The sequence below is a fragment of the Catenuloplanes nepalensis genome (genome assembly GCF_030811575.1).
Taxonomy (GTDB): Bacteria; Actinomycetota; Actinomycetes; order Mycobacteriales; family Micromonosporaceae; genus Catenuloplanes; species Catenuloplanes nepalensis.
In genome coordinates this window covers 2136508-2156260 of record NZ_JAUSRA010000001.1, presented here as the reverse complement: position 1 = coordinate 2156260, position 19753 = coordinate 2136508, and the positions used below count along the sequence as shown (strand labels likewise).

At 72.3% G+C, this 19753-nt stretch carries 17 protein-coding genes; 7 read left to right on the top strand and 10 right to left on the bottom strand.

Features of this window, described 5'->3' with window-relative positions; translation table 11 throughout:
• The first annotated feature begins 80 nt into the window (after nucleotides 1-80).
• Nucleotides 81-3038, top strand: a complete 2958-nt coding sequence (locus tag J2S43_RS08915) for a DUF4132 domain-containing protein (protein ID WP_306828308.1) — start codon at nucleotides 81-83, stop codon at nucleotides 3036-3038.
• Between the two features lie 134 nt (nucleotides 3039-3172).
• Nucleotides 3173-3358, top strand: a complete 186-nt coding sequence (locus tag J2S43_RS08910) for a hypothetical protein (protein ID WP_306828307.1) — start codon at nucleotides 3173-3175, stop codon at nucleotides 3356-3358.
• 51 nt (nucleotides 3359-3409) lie between these two features.
• Here J2S43_RS08910 and J2S43_RS08905 read toward each other — a convergent pair whose 3' ends face one another.
• Nucleotides 3410-4828: an amidohydrolase family protein gene (locus tag J2S43_RS08905; protein ID WP_306828305.1), complete on the bottom strand. Its 1419-nt coding sequence runs from the start codon at nucleotides 4826-4828 to the stop codon at nucleotides 3410-3412.
• 103 nt (nucleotides 4829-4931) lie between these two features.
• On the bottom strand, nucleotides 4932-5540 hold the full coding sequence (locus tag J2S43_RS08900; RefSeq protein WP_306828304.1) for a TetR/AcrR family transcriptional regulator: 609 nt from the start codon (nucleotides 5538-5540) through the stop codon (nucleotides 4932-4934).
• 97 nt (nucleotides 5541-5637) lie between these two features.
• On the opposite strand from J2S43_RS08900, the gene J2S43_RS08895 reads away from it, so the two are divergent.
• Nucleotides 5638-6708 carry an NAD-dependent epimerase/dehydratase family protein gene (locus J2S43_RS08895; RefSeq protein ID WP_306828303.1) on the top strand — a complete coding sequence of 357 codons (1071 nt, stop codon included), beginning with the start codon at nucleotides 5638-5640 and terminating at the stop codon, nucleotides 6706-6708.
• A gap of 143 nt (nucleotides 6709-6851) precedes the next feature.
• Entirely contained in the window at nucleotides 6852-8045 is a 1194-nt protein-coding gene (locus J2S43_RS08890) for a glycosyl hydrolase family 18 protein (protein ID WP_306828302.1), read from the top strand.
• Nucleotides 8046-9085: 1040 nt separating this feature from the next.
• Here the strand turns inward: J2S43_RS08890 and J2S43_RS08885 are convergent.
• The 6 genes from J2S43_RS08885 to J2S43_RS08860 all read right to left on the bottom strand — a co-directional run bounded on the left by J2S43_RS08885 (nucleotide 9086) and on the right by J2S43_RS08860 (nucleotide 14442).
• Nucleotides 9086-9673, bottom strand: coding sequence for a TetR/AcrR family transcriptional regulator (locus tag J2S43_RS08885; RefSeq protein ID WP_306828300.1), 588 nt, complete (start codon nucleotides 9671-9673; stop codon nucleotides 9086-9088).
• A gap of 23 nt (nucleotides 9674-9696) precedes the next feature.
• Nucleotides 9697-10152, bottom strand: a complete 456-nt coding sequence (locus J2S43_RS08880) for a nuclear transport factor 2 family protein (RefSeq protein ID WP_306828299.1) — start codon at nucleotides 10150-10152, stop codon at nucleotides 9697-9699.
• 69 nt (nucleotides 10153-10221) lie between these two features.
• Nucleotides 10222-11043: a carbohydrate ABC transporter permease gene (locus tag J2S43_RS08875; RefSeq protein WP_306828298.1), complete on the bottom strand. Its 822-nt coding sequence runs from the start codon at nucleotides 11041-11043 to the stop codon at nucleotides 10222-10224.
• Nucleotides 11040-11996, bottom strand: coding sequence for a carbohydrate ABC transporter permease (locus J2S43_RS08870; RefSeq protein WP_306828297.1), 957 nt, complete (start codon nucleotides 11994-11996; stop codon nucleotides 11040-11042). The genes J2S43_RS08875 and J2S43_RS08870 overlap by 4 nt, the downstream gene beginning before the upstream one ends.
• Before the next feature lie 6 nt (nucleotides 11997-12002).
• Nucleotides 12003-13280 carry an extracellular solute-binding protein gene (locus tag J2S43_RS08865; RefSeq protein ID WP_306828296.1) on the bottom strand — a complete coding sequence of 426 codons (1278 nt, stop codon included), beginning with the start codon at nucleotides 13278-13280 and terminating at the stop codon, nucleotides 12003-12005.
• Between the two features lie 235 nt (nucleotides 13281-13515).
• The gene (locus J2S43_RS08860) at nucleotides 13516-14442 is read right to left on the bottom strand and encodes a PaaX family transcriptional regulator (RefSeq protein ID WP_306828295.1); all 927 of its coding nucleotides are present in this window, start codon (nucleotides 14440-14442) and stop codon (nucleotides 13516-13518) included.
• Nucleotides 14443-14809: 367 nt separating this feature from the next.
• Between J2S43_RS08860 and J2S43_RS08855 the strand changes: the two genes are divergently transcribed.
• Complete coding sequence (locus J2S43_RS08855; RefSeq protein ID WP_306828294.1) at nucleotides 14810-16033, top strand: CE1 family esterase; 1224 nt, start codon at nucleotides 14810-14812, stop codon at nucleotides 16031-16033.
• Nucleotides 16034-16123: 90 nt separating this feature from the next.
• Here the strand turns inward: J2S43_RS08855 and J2S43_RS08850 are convergent, their stop codons facing one another.
• Nucleotides 16124-16936 carry an SDR family NAD(P)-dependent oxidoreductase gene (locus tag J2S43_RS08850; protein ID WP_306828293.1) on the bottom strand — a complete coding sequence of 271 codons (813 nt, stop codon included), beginning with the start codon at nucleotides 16934-16936 and terminating at the stop codon, nucleotides 16124-16126.
• 102 nt (nucleotides 16937-17038) lie between these two features.
• Here J2S43_RS08850 and J2S43_RS08845 point away from each other — a divergent pair, with 102 nt between their 5' ends.
• Together J2S43_RS08845 and J2S43_RS08840 are read left to right on the top strand one after the other, a co-directional pair.
• Nucleotides 17039-17962, top strand: coding sequence for a LysR family transcriptional regulator (locus tag J2S43_RS08845; RefSeq protein ID WP_306828292.1), 924 nt, complete (start codon nucleotides 17039-17041; stop codon nucleotides 17960-17962).
• 15 nt (nucleotides 17963-17977) lie between these two features.
• Nucleotides 17978-18553, top strand: coding sequence for a nucleosidase (locus J2S43_RS08840; protein WP_306828291.1), 576 nt, complete (start codon nucleotides 17978-17980; stop codon nucleotides 18551-18553).
• 354 nt (nucleotides 18554-18907) lie between these two features.
• Here J2S43_RS08840 and J2S43_RS08835 read toward each other — a convergent pair whose 3' ends face one another.
• Complete coding sequence (locus J2S43_RS08835) at nucleotides 18908-19723, bottom strand: SGNH/GDSL hydrolase family protein (RefSeq protein ID WP_306828290.1); 816 nt, start codon at nucleotides 19721-19723, stop codon at nucleotides 18908-18910.
• Nucleotides 19724-19753 lie beyond the last annotated feature (30 nt).

Here is a 19753-nt window from a genome sequence, read left to right as displayed (position 1 = left end):
TCAATCACGCGGATACCGGGCCGATCCTGTCGTACCCCGTCCGTAGACTTCGCCTCCGTTCGATGCCAACGGAGGTATGGATGCGATTCGACCATGGCTGGGACATGCCGCGGGAGTGGCGGGGCGTGCAGCTCCCCCGGCGCGGCGGGCAGCCGTTCCCGGTGCCGCTGGCCGACCTCGGTGCGCCGCCGCGGCTGGCGGAGCTGCTGGCCGCGTCCGATCTGGACGCCGCACGACTCTCGGACTATCACCCGGTGCTGCTCGACGAGGCCCGGAGTTTCGCGGCCGGGTCCGAGGTGTCCCCGCGCGGCGCGGCCGCGGCGGCGCTGGTCGTCGCCGAGCCGGTGGCGGAGCGCCGGGTGCCGGTCGAGACGATCGCGGACGCGTGGCTGGCCGGGCACGGCGTGGTCTTCGCGGTGCGGGCGGTGACCGAGATGGCCGGCATGCTCTACCACCCGCTCAGGTCCGGCGACGCGCTGTGCCGGCGGCCGCTCCGCCCGGCCGTGACCGAGGGCTGGCACGGCCACTGGAAGATCGAGGATCTGCGCCAGCGGTGGGAGGACGGCACGCTGTGGGACACCGCCCGGGTGATCCGCGCGCATCTCGCCGCCACGGACGACGCCACGTTCACCCGGGCCGCCGCCGCACTGCGCGACTACCGGGGCGGTGTGCTCCCGCAGCGGCTCGTCGCGTCGTTCGTGCTGCCGGACCAGGACGACTGGATCGAGGAGGACATCGAGGCGCTGCCGGGGTGGTTCAAGGGGTTCACGCGCTACTCGGCCGACGTGATCCCGATCCTGCCGGTGTTCTCCGCGACCTCGGCCGCGCAGATCCAGCGGCACGCCGACGCGATCGCCGCGATCGACGCTGCCGAGGGGCGCTACGACTTCGACAGAAGCCTCGTCCTGGTGAACCGGCCCGGCGGGGACGAGCTGATCGCCACGCTGCTCGACGGTCTCGGCACCGAGGCGGTGCCGTTGCTGACCGAGAACGACGTCTACCGCAGGCAGAGCCGTCTGCAATGGATGTGGCACCGCGAGATGCCGTTCGAGGCGCTGCAGAGGATCCTGAACATCCCCGGGGACGAGGCGCCGCGATACGTCATCCGGTCCACGCTCGGCCACCGGCAGGGCGACTTCGAGCGGCTCGGGCTGCTGGCCCGCGACCCGGCACGGACGGTGCGGCTGCTCGCCGAGCCGGACGCACCGCCGATGGCCGCGGAGGTGCTCGGGATGTACCTGCTGGCCGACCCCGCGCTGGGTGACCTGCTGCCGGAGGCCGGCCGGGACCGGTTCCGCACCGGCGTCGGCACCCACATGAGCGCGGCACTCCGGCGGGACGAGGGCGACCGCAAGCAGCTGATCGCCTGGCTGTCCTCGATCGACACGGACGAGGCCTTCGGGCAGTTGGCCGCGGCCGCGGGCGGGGTGCTGATCCGGCCCGCGATCGTCAAGCTCGCGGCCCGCCGCCCGGCCCGCGCGCTGCGGGTGCTGGCCGGGCTGACCCCGGAGAACACGGCGGCCGCCGAGCTGCTCCGCGACCATGTGCTGTCCCGCCCGGAACTGGTCGCCAAGACCCTGCCGGAGCTTCCCGCGGAGGCCCGGGCGCGGGTCGAGGCGATCGTGGCCGCGCACGTGCCGCCGGGTCCGGTCGCGCCGGAGTCCGCGCTGCCCGAGGCGCTGCGGGCCGCCGGTAAGACGAAGGCGATCCCGTCGTGGCTGGTCGTGCCCACGTTGCCGGCGGTCCGGCTGCGCGGTCACGACGGCGCGGTGCTGCCCGAGCCGGCCGTGCGGCGGCTGCTGGGGATGCTCGCGTCCGCCACGTTCGCCGCGCCGCACCCGGGCCTGGCCGAGGTCCGCGACGCCTGTGAGCGGGCCGATCTGACCGCGTTCGGCTGGGAGCTGTTCGCGCAGTGGGCGCGGGTCGAGCACCCGTCCGGTGACAAGCACGCGCTCTACGCGCTCGGCTTCCTCGGTGACGACGCGGCCGTGCCGCGGCTGACCGAGACCGTGCTCGGGTGGACCGACGACGCGATCGCGCGCGCGAAGATCGGGCTGGACGTGCTGGTCGCGCTCGGCACCGACACCGCGCTGGTCCACCTCCAGCGGATGGCGCGGACAGCGAAGGCCAAGGGCTTCCGGAAGCTGGCCGCGGCGAAGCTGGATCAGATCGCGCAGGCCCGCGGCCTGAGCACGGCCGAGCTCGGCGACCGGATCGCGGCCGACCTCGGGCTGGACGCGGACGGCCGGATCACGCTCGACTACGGCCCGCGCCGGTTCACGGTCTCGTTCGACGTGAAGCTCAACCCGCTGATCGCGGACGCGGAGGGGCGGCGCCGCAAGAGCCTCCCGCCGGTCGCCGCGGCCGACGACGCGACGCTCGCGGAGGAGGCCCGGGCCGCGTTCGCCGTGCTGAAGAAGGAGGCGCGGGCGCTGGCCACCGAGCGGCTGCGGGCGTTGGAGGAGGCGATGGTGACCGGCCGGTCCTGGACGCCGTCGCAGGTGCGGGCGTTCTTCACCGATCACCCGGCGGTGCGCTACCCGGCGCGGGCACTGCTGTGGCAGGTGGCCGGCGGGCCCGCGTTCCGGGTCGCGGAGGACGGCTCGTTCGCCGACGTGGACGACAAGACGCTCGTGCTCGACGACGAGCGGCGGGTCACGCTCTTCCATCCCGCGCCGGCCGGTCCGGAGTTGGCGCTCTGGGCCGAGACGTTCGCCGACTACGAGATCTTCCAGCCGTTCCCGCAGCTCGGCCGCGAGGTGCACCGGCTCGCACCGGAGCAGGCCGCCGCGAGCCGGCTGCCGCTGGACACCGGCCGCGACGGTGACCTGGACATGCTGCATCCGCTGGCCGCGCGCGGGTGGCGGTTCAACGCCGACGGCGGCGTCGAGCGGGACTGGCCGGGCGGTTTCACGACCCAGATCACGCCGTCCGACGTGTCCGTCACCGCACCGGCCGGCGCCACCTTCGGTGATCTCGGCGTGGTCGCCGCCTCGGAGACGCTGCGCGACGCCCAGCGGCTGACGTCCCGCGGCTGACGCCGAGCGGCTGACGCCGAGCGGCTGACGCCGAGCGGCTGACGCCGAGCGGCTGACGACCCGCGGGTGGGACGTTCGTGGACACCGCACCGGGGTGCACCGGCAGAATGACGGGTGAGGAAAGGACGACGAACATGGTGAGACAACCCAGCGACTCTCTCGGGCGCCGGCCGGGTCGCGGCAAGGACTCGGCGACGCTCGAAGGCCGCACGGCGAACCAGAGCGAGGCGGCGCAGCGCCGCCAGAGCCTCGCCGAGAAGATGCGCGCCCGGACCAGCGACGCCGACAAGCGGGCGGAGCAGGACGGCGCGACGGACTGACGTCCCGGCGCCGGCCCGCAGCGCGCTGCGGGCCGGCGCCGATCGCTCAGCTCAGGCGAACAGGTTCCGGGTGATGCCGGCGGCGCGGAAGAGGTGGTCGCGGGAGTCCTCCAGCTCGCCGCGGAGCCGGTCGAGGTCGGCGTCGAGCAGCCGGCCCCGCCACTTGCGGATCGTGCCGCCGACGATCACGGTCTCCACGTTCGTGCGGTCCATCAGCGTCACCACGGCGCCGGGTGCGCTGTTCATGGGCGCGACGTTGAGCGCGGTCGCGTCGAGGATGACGATGTCGGCCTCCTTGCCGGGCGTCAGCGACCCGGTCCGGTGGCCGAGCCCGAGGTGCTCGGCGCCGTTGAGCGTCGCGAAGCGCAGCACGTCCCGGTCGAGCAGCAGCTGCGGCGTGCCCGGCGCCGGGGCCGGCCAGAATTTCTCCGGCGAGCGGCCCGGCTGGGCGAAGACCTGCTCGTTGACCTGCATGCGCTGCAGCGTCAGCGTGGCGCGCATCAACGTGAACGGGTCCGCGGCCATCGTGGTCTCGACGTCGGAGCTGAGCGACGGTTCCATGCCGAGCGCCTGCACGGTGAGCAGCGGCGGCGTGCCGTGCCGCATGGTCATCTCGATCGGGACCGCGAGCGAGACCCGCACGCCGGCGTCGCGGACCGCGTGCCAGACCGGGTCGGAGACGTGGACCATGTGGATGAACAGCACGTCCGGGCCGAGCCCGATGCCGCCGTCCCCGCGGGCCAGGCCCCGCATGATCGGGTCCATCATGAAGCCGAGCGCGTGCGCGGCGATCGGCACGTCCAGCTCGCGGGCGAGCGTCCAGACCGGGGCGTAGGCGTCGAGGCCACCGGCGATCTCGCCGCCCATCGCCATGGTCAGCAGCCCGTCGCCGGCGAAGTACCGGTCCCGCAGCCTGCGGGCGTCCTGCGGGAACCGCGAGTCCGCGCGGCCGTCGCCGGCCCAGTAGCCGGCCACGGACCGGGCGCGCGCGTCGGTGAGCGCCTGGACCGCGGCGTCGCTGTGCTCGGGCGTGTGGTGGATCTGCGAGGTGTCGAGCACGGTGGTGACGCCCGCGTCGAGCTGGGACAGCCGGCCGTACAGCATGTTGATGTGGACGTCCTGCGGCCGGTACGCCGGGGCGAACCGCCCGATGATGTGCTCCATGTAGGACGGGTCCGCGCTCGGCGACCCGGAACCGTCGTTGATCAGCAGGCCGTTCGGCAGGTAGGAGCGCAGCGCGGTCTCGAACAGGTGGTGGTGGGTGTCGACGAAGCCGGGCATGACGACCCGGCCGCGCGCGTCGATCACGTCCGCGCCCGCCGGTACGTCGACGCCGGTGCCGACCGCGACGATCCGCTCGCCGTCGACCAGCACGTCGGCGGTTTCGAAGTCGCCGACGACCGGGTCCATCGACATGACGGTGCCGCCGCGGATGACGTACGGCCGGCCGGATGAGGGGATCTCGTTCATGCGGCCAGCGTGCCGGGCCGGCCTTGCAGAATTCTTACAAACCGCTGGACGAGCCGCGCCGAGGGTCGCGGGGTCCTGGGCCGTCAGCGAGGTCCCGGGCGGGTCAGCGGGGTGGGAAGGCCTGGGTGAGCGTGTCGGCCATCCGCTGAAGGTCGTCGCGGGGGACGCCGCCGGCGGCCTGGACGGCGATGCCGTTCGCCATGGTCATCAGATAGCGGGTCAGGATGTCCGGGTCGGCGTCCGCGGGGAGGTCGCCCTCCGTGACGGCTCGCTGGAAGCGGGCGCTGAGCCGGGAGCGGTCCTCCTCGCGCCAGCCCAGCAGCGCGGCACGGGCGCTCTCCCCGAGGTGGCCGGCGGCGAGGACCCCTTGGACGCCGAGGCATCCGGCGGGGCGGTCGGCACAGGTGGAGGCCGCTACCGCGCCGGAGAGGTAGGCGCGGGCGACGTCCTGCGCGGTCGGCTCGGTCAGGGCACGGGCGGCGTAGGAGGCGGGGCCCTCGGCGTATCGCTCCAGGGCTCGCCGGAACAGGTCCTCCTTGGTGCCGAACGCGGCGTACAGGCTGGTCTTGGTGATGCCCATGGCGCGGGCGAGCTCGCTGAGGCTGACCCCGTCGTAGCCCTCCTTCCAGAAGGTCACCATCGCGCGTTCCAGTGCCTCGTCGGTGTCGAAGCCGCGGGGCCGGCCGACCGGCGCCTTCCGGATGTCTTCCATGTGGCGATCATATCTCCTTCTGTTCCGGTCGGCACAGAAATGCTACAGTTCTGTTCCGTTCCGAACGGAACTAAAATTCACGCAGCACGGAGCCCTTATGAACCCCACCACCGTCCTGGTCACCGGCGCCTCCGGCTTCATCGCCGGGCACATCATCGAAGACCTGCTCCGCCACGGGTACGCCGTGCGCGGCACGGTCCGCGACGTCACCCGGACCGAGACGTTCGCCCACCTGACGTCCCTGGCCGCCGCGCTCGGCGGGCACCTGGAATTCGTGGCCGCGGACCTCGGCAGCGACCGGGGATGGGCGGAAGCGGTTGCCGGCTGCACCCACGTCCTGCACACCGCGTCGCCGAACCCGCCCGCCGTACCGCGCGACGAGAACGACGTCATCCGGCCCGCCGTGGACGGCACCCTGCACGTGCTGCGGGCCGCGGCGGCAAGCGGTACCGTTCGCCGCGTGGTGCTGACCTCGTCGTCACTGTCGGTCAGCGCCGGCCGGACCGGGCCGGTGACCCGGCCGTACACCGAGGACGACTGGGCGATCATCGAGAACAGCGCGCCGTACGGCAAGAGCAAGGCCCTCGCCGAGCGGGCCGCCTGGCGGTTCCACGCCGAACTACCGGCGGACGACCGGTTCGAGCTGGTCGCCGTGATTCCCGGGCTCGTCATCGGCCCGTTGCAGCGGCCCGTGGTGACCACCTCGGTCGAGTCCGTGCAGCGGCTGCTGGACCGCTCCATGCCGGCCGTTCCGCGGCTCAGCTTCAGCTACGTCGACGTCCGGGACGTCGCGACCGCGCACCGGCTGGCGATGGAGAACCCGGCCGCGCCCGGCAACCGCTACATCGTCTCCGGCCCGGAGATCTGGATGGAGGAGATGGCCGTGGTGCTGGCCGCCGAGTTCGGCCCCAAGGGCTTCCGGGTGCCGGCCCGCCGCCTGCCGTACTGGCTGATGTGGCTCGTCGCCCGCTTCGACCCGACCATCCGCCTGGCACTCGGCTTCGTGGGGCGGACCGAGCCGCTGTCGGCCCGGAAGGCGATCGAGGAACTGGGCTGGACGACGCGCCCGACCGCGGAGATGCTGCTGGCCACCGGGCAGAGCCTGATCGACCACGGCCTGGTTCGCCCAGCCGCTGGCGCTGCTCCTCGCCGTCGTACGACGCGCTGATCATCGCTTCGCCGCCTGAACCGCACGGCCTGCCTGAACCCTAAATAAGTTTAGGGCGGCGACCCCTGGACCCGATCTGTTAACAGTCCTAATAATTGGCGAACCCCAATACCTCCGGCTTACCCCACTGGAGATGGTCCGCCATGAAGCTGCACCGCCCGTTCGCCGCCGCGATCGCCACGGCCCTGGCCGCCACGGCGATCGCGGCCTCGGTCGCGCTCGCGCCCGGCGCCTCCGCCGCGGCCGCCTGCGACACGCCGTGGAGCCCGTCCACCGTCTACGTCAAGGACAACACCGTCTCGTACGCGTTCCGCAACTACACCGCGAAGTGGTGGAGCCAGAACGACGTCCCGACCGCGAGCGGCCAGTGGGGCGTCTGGGCCGACAACGGCGCGTGCGGCGGCACCACCACGCCGACCACGCCCCCGCCGACCGGTCCCACCACGCCGCCGCCCGCGACCGGCACGAAGATGGCCTCCGCGCCGTACATCTACCCCGGCTGGGGCAACCCGCCCGCGCCGGCGACCGTGATGAACGCGACCGGGATCAAGGCGTTCACCATCGCGTTCGTGCTGGCCAACGGCTGCAACCCGGTCTGGGACGGCGAGAGCGGGCTGACCGGCGGCGTGCACGCGAGCACGATCGCGGCGATCCAGGCGGCGGGCGGCAGCGTCGTACCCTCGATCGGCGGCTGGAGCGGCAACAAGCTCGGCCCGAACTGCGCCACGCCGGAGGCGCTGGCCGGCGCGTACCAGAAGGTCATCAACGCCTTCGGCCTCAAGGCCATCGACATCGACATCGAGAACACGGACGAGTTCGAGAACTACGTGGTCCAGGACCGCATCCTCGGCGCCCTGAAGATCATCAAGCAGAACAACCCGGCCGTGACGACGATCCTCACCTTCGGCACCACCCCGGCCGGCCCGAACGCCCACGGCATCCGCCTGATCAACCAGGCGAAGGCGCTCGGCGCGAACATCGACGTCTTCACCCAGATGCCGTTCGACTTCAGCGGCGGCCCCGACATGTACGCCAGCACCGTCGGCGCCTCCGAGGGCCTGAAGAAGCAGCTCAAGACCACGTTCGGCTGGACCGACGCGCAGGCCTACTCCCGGATGGGCATCTCCGGCATGAACGGCCTCTCCGACCAGCAGGAACTGACCACGGTCGAGACCTGGACCCGCATCCGCGACTACGCCCGCGCCAACAACTTCGCCCGCTTCTCGTTCTGGGCCGTCAACCGCGACCGCGGCTGCCCCGGCGAGGGCGTCGTCTCGCACTGCAGCGGCATCGCCCAGTCCGACTGGGCCTTCACCAAGATCAGCGCGGGCTTCTAGCGCGTCGTCCCACTGCCCCGGATGGAACCCGCGATCGGGGCGTCCCTCATGCTGCCAGGCAGCATCGGGGACGCCCCGATCCTGGCTTCGGGAAGGTTCACGAGGCCACCGGCGAGCGGATCACAGCGGTGCTGGGTGCGCGTGACTCGCGCGGCCCGGCACCGTCATACGTGCGACGAACACAAGCATCGAAGCGATTTCCCGCTTCCGGCGTGGTCGCGTTCCGAGTGCTCCCGCGGGCACCGGCCGTCTGGCCTATTTTGATCCTGAAGGAGCCGCGGTACGGCCGCACTCCCGGCGGGACTGCTCTCAGCCCGATCCGGGTTCCGTGGCCCGCTCGCTGTCGGTACGCGAATCCCACGCGGCCTCCGGGCGCCGGAACACCGCAAGCGGGCAGGGTCGGCCCCCTTCCGGCGGGGACCCGGCGCCTCGTGCCCGAAATCTCCCGACGAAGCGGGCACGCGTCCTGCCGGCGAGGCCGGGAGATCTCGACGGCCTCGGGCCCGGCGCCTGAGTGATCAATCAGGTGAGCAAAAGAGCGATCAACTTCGATTTTTGATCTACCTTTTGCTCACCTGATTGATCACTCAGGCCGCGGCGGTGCCGTCTCGCGAGTGTGTGGTCCGCGCCGGAGGGTGGGATGTAGCGATATTTCGGGCGAGCAGCGCCCGATCGCCGCGAGCGGGCCGGGTCAGCTCACGCTCCCCGGCCCGAAAGGACTGGGCAACAGAGTCAGTCCAAGGGGTGTGGGCGACAGAGAAGGGCCGGCGGACGTCGGCGGGACGCTTTCGGGACGCGCAGGCAGGAATCCGTGGTCGACTCAAGCCAAGTGGCATTGCACCGGTGCCCGCAGGAGCACTCGGAAGGTGCCCACGCCGGAAGCGGGAAGAAGGGTTTCCGGGTCTGGTCAATCAGCCCCCTGCGGATGCCGCGGGCCAGCCCACGCACACCAGCCGGCGCCCGGTGGAGGCGCAGCGGGGCGAGTCGTCGGCCGGGATGCGGGCGGCGCCGGCTGGAACCGCTGCACGCGGAGCGTTGCCTCAGGTCAGCGAGCCGAGGATGATGTCCGCGGTCGCGCGGGTCGTGGCCGCGGCCGTGGACGGGTCCCGGCCGAGGCGCTCGGCACCGGCGCGCATCACGCCGGACAGCAGTTCCACCGTGAGGGGCACGTCGCCGACGTCGCGGAACTCGCCGCCCGCGATCCCGTCCCGGACCACGTTCTCCACCTGGGCCACGATGGCGTCGAACGGACCGCCCGGGACCTTCGGCGTCTCCGCGACCGCCGGGCGGAACATCAGCTGCAGCACCGGGTCCGTCAACGCCGCCAGCACCACCCCGACGATCTCCCGCAGCCGGTGCGCGGCCGGATCGGTCGTGCGTGCGCCGATCGCGGCCACCTCCGCGACCGCCGGCAGGGCGATCCGGCCGGTCAGCGCCGCGACCAGCGCGCCCCTGTCCCGGGCGTAGTTGTAGAGCGTGTTGCGGGCAAGTCCGGCGCGCGCCCCGATGTGCCCCATGGTGATCGAGTCGTAGTCGTGCTCGCGCAGCAGCTCCCGCAGCGCCCCGGCCAGCTCGGCCCACACCAGCTCGTGGTGCTCCCCGATGCTGGCACCCCGGATCCGCGGCATCAGATCATTCTCCCCCACCGCGGCTACGGCATACCGCCGGCGGGCTGTGGAGCCTGGACGGCGGCGCGGGACAGGTGCGGGTTCTCCTGGTAGGTGGCGGTGAGCCGGACCCGGCTCAGCCGCCAGCCGCCGGCCGTGCGGATCGCCTCGTTGTCGTAGAAACCGGCCACCAGCCACCGGCCGGCCGGCAGCCAGTGCTCGGCGCGGACGTGCGCGTGGATCGTCGCCCGGTCGCCGTCGATCTCGATGACGTGGCCGGTGATCGCGTGGTGCGTCGCCTCGAACGCCGAGAACGAGGCGCGCAGGATGCCCGTGTAGTCGGCGAGCGGCACGGTCATCGGCGGGATGCCGGCGACGGACTCGAAGTCGAGCGCGACCGGGTCGGCGAGGACCCGGCCGGGCAGGTCGATGAACTCCTTGAGGTCCGCGATGTCCGCGTATCTGCTCATCAGCTCGATCAGTGCGGCGCGATCGTCCATGCCAGCCTCCCGTTATACGACAACCTGTCGCAAAGATTACGACAGATCGTCGTCAAATGCCAGTCGCGCTCAGCCCTTGCCGATGCCGCTGGTCAGCCCGCTCACCAGCTGGCGTTCGGCGAACGCGTAGCAGAGCAGCGCGGGGAGCATGGCGAGCGTGACGTACGCGAGGATCCGGGCGGTGTCGGCGGAGTACTGCGACTGGAACTGCTGGACGCCGAGCGGCAGTGTCCACCAGCGGGAGTCGTTGAAGACGATGAGCGGCAGCAGGTAGTTGTTCCAGCTGCCGACGACCGCGAGGACCGAGACCGTGCCGAGCGCGGGGCGCGACATCGGCAGCAGGATGCGCCAGAAGAAGCGGACCGGGCCGGCCCCGTCGAGGGTCGCGGACTCCTCGACCTCTGGCGGGATGCCGCGGAAGAAGCCGCGCAGGATGACGATGGTGACCGGGAGTCCGAACGCGACCTGCGGCAGGATGACGCCGAGCGGGTTGCCGAGCAGACCGAGTTCGCGGAGCAGCACGAAGAGCGGCAGGATCGCGACCGCGAACGGGAACATCAGCCCGATCGCGAACGTGGTGAACAGCAGTTCGCGGCCGGGGAAGGCGTAGCGGGCGAAGATGTACGCGGCCATCGCGCCGATCCCGACCACGAGCACGGTGGTGGCGATCGCGATGCCGAGACTGTTGCCGGCCTGCCGCCAGAACGCGCCGGAGCCGAGGATGTCGAGGTAGTTGCCGGGCAGCCAGGGGTCGGGCAGCCCGAACGGGTTGGTGAACAGCTGCCCGTTGTCCTTGAAGCCGCCCAGCACGCCGAAGACGATCGGCACCACGATGGTCGCGCCGACCAAGATGCTGACCAGGTGCAGGGCCACTCGCGAGCCGCGGTTCACCGGTGGCCTCCCATCGTGGTGACCGCGCCCTCGAGGTCGCGGCGCAGGACGAATCGCTGGTAGAGCAGGCCGAAGACGAGGCTGATCAGGAAGATGGCCATGCTGATCGCGCTGGCGTAGCCGACGTGGAACCGCTTGAAGCCCTCCTGGAACATGGTCACCGCGAGCGTCTCCGAGGAGCGGATCGGCCCGCCGCCGGTGAGCACCCAGACCATGTCGAAGAGCTGGACCGTGCCGAGGACGGACAGGAACACGCTGATCCGGATCGTGGGCCCGAGCAGCGGCAGCGTGATGTGCCGGAACGCCTGCCAGGCACTGGCGCCGTCGGTCGCGGCCGCGTCGTGCAGCTCGTGCGGGATGCTCTGCCGGGCCGCGAGGTAGAGCAGCGTGTGGAAGCCGAAGTACTTCCAGGAGATGACCAGGAACAGCGAGTAGATGACGGTGTCGGTGTCGGCGAGCCAGGTCGCGCCGAGGTCGCCGAGGCCGATCAGCTTGGTGACATGGTTGGCCAGGCCCTGGTTCGGCGAGAAGATCATGGTGAACAGCACCGCGGTGACCACCTCGGACAACACATACGGAGCGAAGAACACCATGCGGTACGCCCGGCGGCCGCGCAGCGGCTGGTTGAGCAGCATCGCCAGCGCGAGCGAGACCGGTAGCTGGACGCCGATGGACAGCCCGACGAGCAGCAGCGTGCGCCGCAGGTCGCCGGCGAAGACCTCGTCGGCGAGCAGCCGCCGGAAGTTGTCGATGCCGACGAACTGCGTGGGTACGCCGAAGCCGTTCCACTCGAAGAAGCTGGCGTAGGCCGCGACCACGATCGGTGCGAGCACGAGCAGCGCGAACAGCGCGAGCGCGGGCGCCAGGAACAGCGCGATGGTCGGCCAGGGCCGGCGCCGCCGGCGTCGGTGCGGCCTGACGATGACCGCAGGCCGTCTCTCGACGATGATCACCGCCGGTCAGCCCTGCTTCGCCGCGGCCGTGATGGCCTCGGCCACGTCCTCGGGGCTGGACTTGCCGGCCAGTAGTTCGGCCACGCTGTCGTTGACCTGCTGGCCGACCGCGGGCGGGAACGCCTGGTCGAGGTAGAGCTGGAAGCCGGTCGAGGTCGCGAGGATGTCGGCCACGCTCCTGAGGTTGGGGTCGGTGACGGCGTCCTGCGCGGCCTTGACGACGGGCAGCACGCCGGCGGTCTTCGCCTCGATGCGGGCGTTGTCCGGCTGGGCGATGAACCGGAGGAATTCGACGGCCTCCGGCGGGGCGTTGCGGCCGACCGCGAAGCCGCCACCACCACCGAACGCGTCGGTGATCCGGCCGAGGCCGCCGTCGACCGCGGGGAACGGGAAGAAGCCGAGCTTGTCGCCGAGGCCCTTCCTGCCGGCCGAGGAGTCGTTCTGCACGGTCGGCGCCCACTGGCCCATCAGTTCCATGGCGGCCTTGCCGTTGCCCATGGTCGCTGCCTGCCCGTCCGCGGTGGAGTAGCCGGCGGCGAGGAAGCCGGTCTGGAACGGTTGCAGCGCGACGAGTTCGGCCAGGCGGGTGCCGGCGGTGACGAACTCGGGCGCGGCGAAGCTCCTGTCGGCCGCGGCCTGGCGCATCAGGTCGAGGCCGCCGATCCGCAGCGCGAGGTAGGACCAGTAGTAGTGGCCGGGCCACTTCTCCTTGCCGGCCAGCGCGATCGGGGTGACGTCCGCGGCCCTGAGTTTGCGGACGACGTCGAGCAGCGCGGCCCAGGTCTGCGGCGCCGCGGTGACGCCGGCCCTGCCGAAGAGCTCCTTGTTGAACCAGAAGCCGACCATGCCGGTGTCCACCGCGGACGCGTAGACCTTGTCCTCGATCGTGTAGGAGTCGAGCGCGGTGGGGATGAGCTGGTCGCGCCAGCCGCCGACGTCGGCCGTGAGGTCCTTGATCATGCCGGCCTCGGCCTGCTGGGCGAGGACGCCGCCGCCCCAGGTGTGGAAGATGTCCGGCGGGTCGCCGGCCTGGATGTTCGTGGTGAGCTTGGTCTTGAACGCCTCGTTCTCCAGCGGCGTGATCTCGATCTTCACGCCGGGATGGCCGGCCTCGAACCGGCGGGCCATGTCCGCCCACGCGGGGAGCATCGGGTCGGTGTTGGCGATGTGCCACCACCGGATGGTCCTGCCCGTGCTTCCGCTCTCGGCACCGCACGCGCCGAGCGCCAGCCCGGCTGCTCCGGCGCCGGCCAGGCCCAGCAACGACCTACGACTGATTCGCACCACAGGGACCCCGTTCGGAAAGGGCGGTCGTTCGCGTCCGTGCCGGTATCGCGCGCCGAAAGTTTCGCTGATCGACCGGAATTTACGAAGCTGTATGCGCACGGTACGAGACGTCCATCGATGGGTCAAGGGAAAAATCGACCCACTCGCCACCGTGCTCATAACACCTTTTCGGGGGTACGTACGCGGTGCGTTCTGCCCGAATCACCGACCCGACAAAATGAAACTTTCGGACTTAGGCGGTCAGGCCGGCGACCAGCTCGGCCACGGTGTGCGCGCGGACGTCCCGCGCCAGCGGGCCCGCGACCGTGCGCACGTGCTCCTCGGCCGCGCGCGCCAGCCCGTCGTAGACCGCGGCGAACAGTTCACGCGCCGGCTCCCGCCGCCACCCCGGCGGGAGCAGCCGGGCCGGCAGCGCGGGGTCGAGGATCGGCAACCGCCGGTAGTCGTCCATCACCTCGGTGCGCACCCGCACCGCCGCGGCCCCCACGGGCATCCGGGCGGGCGTCGCACGCCAGCGCCGGATGAACGCGTCGTACTCGGCCGCGATCGCCGCGGTGTCCCAGGCGTCGATCGGCGCCCGCGCGGCCGTCGCGGCGACGTCGACGTGCCGCGCGCGGAACACGGTCATCGCGCCGTGCGCGACCTCCGCCAGCTCCGCCCGAGCCCGGTCACCGAGCGCGCGCGGCGAGATCCAGAGCCCGTCGTAGAGCGGGGCGAACCCCATCCATCGCAGCTGCGCGCGGAGCCCGCGGCGGCGGGTCGTCTCGGCCTGCGGCAGCGAGAACGCGATCAGAGTCCAGTGGTCGTCCCACGGTTCGACGACCGGCGAGACGATCTCGCGACCACCGACGGCCAGGAACCCGGCCGCGGCAGCGGTGAGCCGGTAGGAGCTGTGGCGCCCCTGCCGGTGACTCTCCAGCACGCCGCGGCGGGCGAGCCGGCTGATCGCGGTCCGCGCCCCGGCCGGGCTCACGTCGGCCTCGCCGAGCAGCGCGACGATCGCGGCCGACGGCAGCCAGGCCCTGGCCCGGAGCGTGTAGTCGGCCAGCAGCGTCACGGCCAGGCCCTGCGGCGAGTTCCCGGTCTGGCGCCGCGGCATCCGCACCGCGCCCACCGCATCGCCGGGGAAGATCTCCTCGATGTCGTACGGGCTGCCCACGCGACGCTCCGGCCGGATAAACGACGACGGTCGATCACCACTCTAGACCGCGGGCCATTTCAATTGACGGAGTTCGATTGACACATCGAGGACCGTGCAGCACTCTAAGTGTCACATGTCGCTCCGCACCCGGGCCGCGGAAGCCGACCGAGTTCCGGCGGTAGCCGGCCGAGTGCGGCGGTAGCCTGCCGGATTCGGCGGTAGCCGGCCGGATTCGGCGGTAGCCGGCCGGATTCGGCGGTCACCGGCCCCTCCGACGTGGCGTGCCACGCCGCCTGCGCGACGTCCACCGGTCCTCGGAAGCCGGTGCCATTTCCATCGAAGGGGTGACCTCGCAATGACCAGAGCACCATCGCGGAGACACCGCGTGCTGAGCACGGCGTTCGCCGCCGCGCTGCTGATCGCCGCCGGGACGGCCGTGCTGACCGGCGGGACCGCGGCGGCCGTGCGGGCCGGCACGGCCGGGTGCGGAAAGAGCCCGACGCTGCGCGACGGGACGTACACGATCCAGAGCGGCGGACGGGCGCGCACCTACAATCTGCGGTTGCCCGGCAACTACGACAGCAACCGGGCGTACCGGCTGGTGGTCGGGCTGCACTGGCTGAACGGCAGCGCGAACGACGTGGTCGGCAACGGGTTCTACGGGCTGCAGGCACAGGCGGGCAACACCGCGATCTTCGTGGCGCCGCAGGGGCTCGACGCCGGCTGGGCGAACACCGGCGGGCGGGACGTCACGCTGGTCGACGACATCCTGCGCACGCTCGAGAACGACCTGTGCGTCGACCCGGCGCAGCGGTTCGCGCTGGGCTTCAGCTACGGCGGCGCGATGAGCTTCGCGCTGGCCTGCGCGCGGCCGGAGGTGTTCCGGGCGGTCGCGCCGATCGCCGGGGCCAACCTCTCCGGCGGCTGCACGACGGCGTCGCAACCGGTCGCGTACTTCGGCATCCACGGCACCCGGGACAGCGTCCTGAACATCTCGCAGGGCCGGTCGATCCGGGACGTCTTCGTCCGTGCGAACGGCTGCACCGCGCAGAACCCGCCGGAGCCGGCGCAGAACAGCGGAACCCACATCACCACGGTGTACGCGGGGTGCCGCGCCGGATATCCGGTGCAGTGGGCGGCACACGACGGCGACCACGTGCCGCTGCCGGCCGACCGCACCTCCGGCACGTCCTGGGTCGGCCCGGAGGTGTGGCGGTTCTTCTCCCAGTTCGGCAGCGTCACGCCGACGCCGACGCCGACTACGCCGGGGCCCACTTCTCCCCCGCCGTCCGGTGACGCGGCCTGTCGCGCCACCGCGGCCGTGAACGCGTGGAACAACGGGCTGACCGCGAACATCACCGTCACCAACACCGGCACCTCAGCGGTGAACGGCTGGACCGTGGCCTTCACGCTGCCGGCCGGCCAGACCGTCACCAACGGCTGGAACGCCACCTACGCGCCCGCGTCCGGGCGGGTCACCGCGACGAACGCCGGCCACAACGCCCAGCTGCCACCGGGTGCTTCGGTCTCGTTCGGATTCCAGGCCACGCACACCGGCGACAGCGCGGCCCCGTCCGGGTATTCGCTGAACGGAGCCGCCTGCGCCTGACGGTCCGGGGACGGCACCGAGCCCCGGGAGTGCGCGGGCCGGCGACGGCTGGAGAACACCGGCCCGGCCACTCCCACTCCGCCTCGCCGATCAGGCCTCGCGGGCGCCGAACGCGGCGAGGGACACCGCGCTCCAGTCACGCCAGGTCCTGAGGCGCTCCGCGTAGATCGCCTCGATGTCCGGCAGGACGTCGCCCAGGATCAGGCGGCGTGGCGGGTTCTCGGCGTCGACGAGCGCCAGCACGGCCGGTGCGGTGGCGGCCGGGTCGCCCAGCCGCCACTCCGCGGCCGTGTCGATTCTGACCTGCGCGTAGTCCGGGGACTGCGTGCTCTGCCGGGCGGCGGCGCCGAAGCCGGTCGCGTACGGCCCGGGCTCGACCACGGTGATGTGGAAACCGAAGCCCGCGGTCTCGGCCATCAGCGCCTCGGACAGGCCCTCGACCGCCCACTTCGACGCGTGGTAGGCGCCGTACTCCGGATAGGCGCGGATCCCGCCCTCGCTGGTCACCTGCAACAGGTGCCCGCTGCGCTGCCGGCGCAGGACGGGCAGCACGGCCTGGGTGACCCAGACCGCGCCGAAGAAGTTCGTCTCCATCAGCTGCCGCAGCTCACGCTCGGTCAGCTCCTCGACCATGCCGAGGTGGCCGTAGCCGGCGCCGTTGACCACGACGTCGAGCCGGCCGAAGTGCCGGACCGCGTGGGCGACCGTGGCGTCCACGCCCTCCCGGTCGGTGACGTCGAGCTCCAGCGGCAGGACCGCGTCGCCGAAGCGCGCGGTGAGGTCGGCCAGCCTCGCGGTGTCCCGCGCCGTGGCGGCCACGCGGTCACCGCGCTCCAGCGCGGCCTCCGCCCAGATGCGGCCGAACCCGTTCGACGTACCGGTGATGAACCAGATCTTGCTCATGTGTGCTCCACACTCCCTTCGCCGTCGAGTCTGCCCACCGGCAAGACATGCCACCAGCGAATGTTCGTCATGTCGGGTATTCCGAGATGGCATAGTGGGGGCATGGGCCTGAACGTGCATCCGCAGCTGTTGCAGGCGCTGCGCACCGTGCTGGACACCGGCTCGCTCACCGCCGCCTCCGAGCGGCTCGGCTTCACCCAGTCGGCGCTGTCGAAGCAGATCGCCGCGCTCGAGGCCGCCGCCGGCACGCCACTGCTGCGGCGCGGGCCGCGCGGCGTCGTGCCGACCGCGGCCGGCAACCGGCTGGCGGCCCGCGCCGCGGCCGTCCTGGACCAGCTCGACGCGGCGCAACGGGAGCTGGACGACCTGTCCGCGCCGCTCGACGGCCGGCTCACACTCGGCGGATTCCCGGCCACGGCCATGGAACTGGCGCCGCGCACGATCGCCCGGGTCCGCGCGGACCATCCATCCATCGCGATCGACTTCCTGGAGTCCTCGACGCCGGTGCAGATCCGGCGGCTGCGGGCCGGCCGCCTGGATCTCGCGATCATCGCGTCCGGCGAGGGCCTGCCCGACTACGACCTGACCGGCATCGAGGCGGAACCGCTGCCGGCCGGGCCGATGCTCGTCGCGGTCGGCCACCGGCACCGGCTCGCCCGCGCCGGCCGGGTCTCCGTCGCCGACCTCGCGGAGGAGAGCTGGATCGCCGGCCGCGGCGGGCGCGCGGAGCCGCAGTTCGGCGCGTGGCCGACGGTGCGCAACGCCCGGGTGGTGGCGGAACTCGGCGACTGGTCCGCGCGGATCGGCTTCGTCGCCGCCGGGATCGGCATCACCACCGTCCCGAGCCTCGGCGCCGGAATCCTGCCGGCCACGGTCGCCTGCGTCGAGGTCGACGACCCCGACGGCCTGCGGCGCACGCTGTCGCTGGCCCGGATCGGCGCGCTCACCCCCGCCGGGGCGGCGGTCCGATCCGCCCTGATCATCGAGGCCCGCGCGGTCGCCGAGCGTTCCCGGGAGACCGGCTGAGTACACTTGCCGCCCGTGGAGATTCGCGGAGATATCAGCCCAGACCGTCCGTTGCTGGTCATGGCCATCGACCTGGAGGCCGAGCACCTCGGCACCGATCTGCCGGTCCTGTTCACCGGCATGGGCAAGGTCAACGCGGCCGTCTCGGTCGCCGCGGCGCTCGCGTCCGGGCCCCGGCCCAGCGAGATCATCAATCTGGGTACGGCGGGCGCGCTGCGCGGCGGGCTGTCCGGCACGCACGTGGCCGGCACGGTCATCCAGCACGACTTCGACGAGGAGACGCTGTTCCGGCTGACCGGCGTGCTCAGCAGCCCGCCACTGACCGTCGGCGCCGAGGACGCGGTCACGCTCGCCACCGGCGACTCGTTCATCGCGGACGACGCGGTCCGCGCACGCCTCGCCGAGCGGGCCGCGCTGGTCGACATGGAGGGTTACGCGGTCGCGGCCGCCGCGCGCGCCGCCGGCGTGCCGGTGCGGCTGGTCAAGCACGTCAGCGACGAGGCCGGCGCGGGCGCGGACCGCACCTGGAAGGAGTCGGTGGCCGACTGCTCCCGCGCGCTCGGCGACTGGCTCGCACGGCAGGCGCTCTGACCCCGGCAGCCGGCGTCACGGAGGAGAAGCCGCCCCGCGCGCCGGTTCGGTGACGCGGCCGGTCTCGGTGCTGCCGGCCCGGCCCGCCCGGTCGGCGAGGCGGGGGCCGAGCAGGGTGTAGGCAACGGCGGTGTCAGCACGCCGGGCAGCCAGAGCGCACGCGGGAACCGGGCGAGCACGTAGACCGGCATGGCCAGCAGCGCGGTGCTGGCGACCACCGTGCAGGCCACGTTGAGCAGCGCCGGCACGGCGTCGGCCCGGTCGGCGAGCGCGGCGGGGCCTGAGCAGGGTCTCCTGACCCGTCCGCCGGTCCTCGCGGCAAGCCCCCGCCGCGAGGACCGGCACCCTCTCGTCCTACAGCTTGTTGATCTCCGCGGTGAGCATGAACGTGTAGACCACGGCGTGGCCGTAGCGGTTCGGGTGGAAGATCTCGCTGAGCTGCGCCGGGTCGACGCCGTTGATCCACGGGTCGGCGCCGCAGGCCTCGTGACCGAGGAACGGCAGACGCATCTCGACGAAGCGCACCCCGGCCCGGCCGGCCGCGTCCGCGATGCCCGCGGCCAGGTGGTCGGCGTTGTGCGTGACCTGCTTGCGGTTCGCCGCGCTGGGGCTGAGCGCGCCACAGCTGCCGGTGCCCTCGTCGACCAGGCGCGGGTAGCCGAGCACCAGGACCCGCGCGTGCGGCGCCCGGGCCCGGATGTCGGTGTAGAGCGCGGCCAGGTCGTCGGCCAGCTGGGTGCGGGCGTAGTAGGCGGCGAGGTCGGTGGCGTACTTGCACTCCGCGTCGGTGCCGGTCAGGCACGCGGTGACGGTGTTGGTGAAGCCGTCGTCGTTGCCGCCCACGGTGACCGTGACCAGCGTGGTCGCGGTGCTGAGCGCGGCCATCTGCCGGTTGCGCACGTCCGCGATGGTGGCGCCGCTGCAGGTCATGTCGCGCAGCGTGAAGGCGGGGTGGTTGCGCGCCCAGGTGCGCGGGTAGCTGTCCGGGCTCTGCTTGCAGGCGCCACTGGCCGGATCGTACGGCAGCGCGCCGACGCCGGAGGCGAACGAGTCGCCGAGCGCGACGTACTCGCCGGGCGTGACGCCGGTCGCGTGTGCGGGGGCGGCGGCCGCGAGGGTGGCGGTGACCGCCAGCGCGGCGGTGACGAGGACCGAGCGGAGTCTCCGCATGTACGTACACACCTCGGTTTTCTTGGGGTG

Bases quoted from the DNA above. Each gene is read 5' to 3' on its own strand.
- J2S43_RS08915 (WP_306828308.1), top strand. From the start codon at position 81: ATGCGATTCGACCATGGCTGGGACATGCCGCGGGAGTGGCGGGGCGTG.
- J2S43_RS08910 (WP_306828307.1), top strand. From the start codon at position 3,173: ATGGTGAGACAACCCAGCGACTCTCTCGGGCGCCGGCCGGGTCGCGGC.
- J2S43_RS08905 (WP_306828305.1), bottom strand. From the start codon at position 4,828: ATGAACGAGATCCCCTCATCCGGCCGGCCGTACGTCATCCGCGGCGGC.
- J2S43_RS08900 (WP_306828304.1), bottom strand. From the start codon at position 5,540: ATGGAAGACATCCGGAAGGCGCCGGTCGGCCGGCCCCGCGGCTTCGAC.
- J2S43_RS08895 (WP_306828303.1), top strand. From the start codon at position 5,638: ATGAACCCCACCACCGTCCTGGTCACCGGCGCCTCCGGCTTCATCGCC.
- J2S43_RS08890 (WP_306828302.1), top strand. From the start codon at position 6,852: ATGAAGCTGCACCGCCCGTTCGCCGCCGCGATCGCCACGGCCCTGGCC.
- J2S43_RS08885 (WP_306828300.1), bottom strand. From the start codon at position 9,673: ATGCCGCGGATCCGGGGTGCCAGCATCGGGGAGCACCACGAGCTGGTG.
- J2S43_RS08880 (WP_306828299.1), bottom strand. From the start codon at position 10,152: ATGGACGATCGCGCCGCACTGATCGAGCTGATGAGCAGATACGCGGAC.
- J2S43_RS08850 (WP_306828293.1), bottom strand. From the start codon at position 16,936: ATGAGCAAGATCTGGTTCATCACCGGTACGTCGAACGGGTTCGGCCGC.
- J2S43_RS08845 (WP_306828292.1), top strand. From the start codon at position 17,039: ATGGGCCTGAACGTGCATCCGCAGCTGTTGCAGGCGCTGCGCACCGTG.
- J2S43_RS08835 (WP_306828290.1), bottom strand. From the start codon at position 19,723: ATGCGGAGACTCCGCTCGGTCCTCGTCACCGCCGCGCTGGCGGTCACC.